Here is a 1,553-nt window from a genome sequence, read left to right as displayed (position 1 = left end):
GGCCGGCCCGGCGAGGCTAGCATGGCGCGCACGATCGGGTCGCATGGTCCGACGACGATGGAGGCCATCCGCAAGGCCGGACTGCGGCTGATCTTCGAGCATGGCTACGAGGCGATGAGCCTGCGCCAGCTCGCCGCCGAAGTCGGCATCCAACCCGGCTCTCTCTACAATCACATCAGCACCAAGCAGGAGCTGCTCGCCGAGCTGATCCAGGACCACATCAATGATCTGCTGCGCGAGCTGGAGCTGGCGCTGCAGGACAAGCAAGGTCCGGTCGAGCGGCTGCGCGCGTTCGTCGCCTTCCACGTCAGCTATCACATGACCCGCAAGCGCGAGGTCTTCATCGCCAATTCGGAGCTGCGCAGCCTCGAGCCGCGCAACTATCAGGCGGTGGTGGCGCTGCGCGGCGCCTATGAGCGCCGGCTCGCCGACATCCTCACCGATGGCGTGGCGCAGGGCGTCTTCGACGTCGACGACATCCAGGTCGCCACCTTCGCGATCATCGCGCTGCTCACGGGACTGTGCAGCTGGTACCGTCCAGGCGGCCGGCTGACCAAGGACGCCATCATCGCCGCCCATGAGAAGCTCGTGCTCTCAGGCGTCATGCCGCGCAGCGCGGCAGCCCGACCGGGCGGCGGCGACGATGCGACCGCACAGCAGGGCTAGCGGCAATGGCGGAGCGGCCCGACCTCGACGCGATCGACCACAGGATCCTCGCCGAGCTTCAGGTCGACGGCCGCATCCGCATCAATGAGCTCGCCGAGCGCGTCGGCATCTCGCACCCGAACTGCCTGCGCCGGGTCCGCGCCCTGCGCAGCAGCGGCGTGATCACAGCGATCCGCGCCACGATCGATGAACGGGCGCTCGGCTATGAGGTCGTCTCGTTCGTGACGATCCAGCTCGAGAGCCAGAACCAGGCGGCGCTCGGGGCGTTCGAGGCGGCGATCATGCCCCTGCCCTGGGTCCAGCAATGCTGGCGGCTGTCGGGAGATGCCGACTTCCTGCTGAAATGCGTCTCGACCGGGGTCGAGGGCATGAGCCGGCAGCTCCGGCAATTTGCCGCGCTGCCGGGCGTTCGCACCATCCGAAGCCTGCCGACGCTCGGCCAGTCCAAGGACGGGCCGCTGCCGATCCCCGGCGGAGACGGCGCCGCGGGCTAGGCTGCGGACCGCGGGCCGGAGGAGCACGATGCCGCGGGTTCAGTGCGTCCAGGGCTCGCCGCGGCGGAAGGAGAAGTTGTCGGCATAGGCGGCCTGCCGCTTCACCGGCTCCTTCGGCTCGATCACCTGGTACGGGATGCCCTTGCGCTCGCAATAGGCGATCGCCTCGTCCTTGCTGTCGAAGCGCAGGGTGACCTGCTGCTTCATGTCAGAGGACGAGGTCCAGCCCATCAGCGGCTCGACCGACCGCGGCTGCTCCGGCTCGTAATCCAGCTGCCAGTCCCGGGTCTTGGCCTTGCCGGATTGCATGGCGTTCTTGGCGGGCTTGAAAATGCGTGCAGTCATGGCTGGAAGAGCCCCTCGAAGCAGCGGTCGTCAGGCGTTTGGCGGAAA

Annotated in this window: 3 protein-coding genes; 2 read left to right on the top strand and 1 reads right to left on the bottom strand. The window is 67.9% G+C overall.

Translation table 11 applies throughout. The annotated features are described in order from the left end of the window. Window positions 1-21: 21 nt before the first annotated feature. Window positions 22-666, top strand: a complete 645-nt coding sequence (locus BRAS3809_RS18595) for a TetR/AcrR family transcriptional regulator (protein WP_008963621.1) — start codon at window positions 22-24, stop codon at window positions 664-666. Between the two features lie 5 nt (window positions 667-671). Next, the gene (locus BRAS3809_RS18590; RefSeq protein WP_008963620.1) at window positions 672-1,160 is read left to right on the top strand and encodes an Lrp/AsnC family transcriptional regulator; all 489 of its coding nucleotides are present in this window, start codon (window positions 672-674) and stop codon (window positions 1,158-1,160) included. A gap of 39 nt (window positions 1,161-1,199) precedes the next feature. Here BRAS3809_RS18590 and BRAS3809_RS18585 read toward each other — a convergent pair whose 3' ends face one another. Continuing rightward, window positions 1,200-1,505, bottom strand: coding sequence for an ETC complex I subunit (locus tag BRAS3809_RS18585; RefSeq protein ID WP_008963619.1), 306 nt, complete (start codon window positions 1,503-1,505; stop codon window positions 1,200-1,202). Window positions 1,506-1,553: the final 48 nt, after the last annotated feature.

The sequence above is a fragment of the Bradyrhizobium sp. STM 3809 genome, from assembly GCF_000239795.1.
Taxonomy (GTDB): domain Bacteria; phylum Pseudomonadota; class Alphaproteobacteria; order Rhizobiales; family Xanthobacteraceae; genus Bradyrhizobium.
The sequence above is the reverse complement of the archived record's forward strand: the minus strand, read 5'-3'. Positions and strand labels throughout refer to the sequence as shown.

Coding starts and splice junctions, on each gene's coding strand:
- BRAS3809_RS18595 (WP_008963621.1), top strand. CDS start 22: ATGGCGCGCACGATCGGGTCGCATGGTCCGACGACGATGGAGGCCATC.
- BRAS3809_RS18590 (WP_008963620.1), top strand. CDS start 672: ATGGCGGAGCGGCCCGACCTCGACGCGATCGACCACAGGATCCTCGCC.
- BRAS3809_RS18585 (WP_008963619.1), bottom strand. CDS start 1,505: ATGACTGCACGCATTTTCAAGCCCGCCAAGAACGCCATGCAATCCGGC.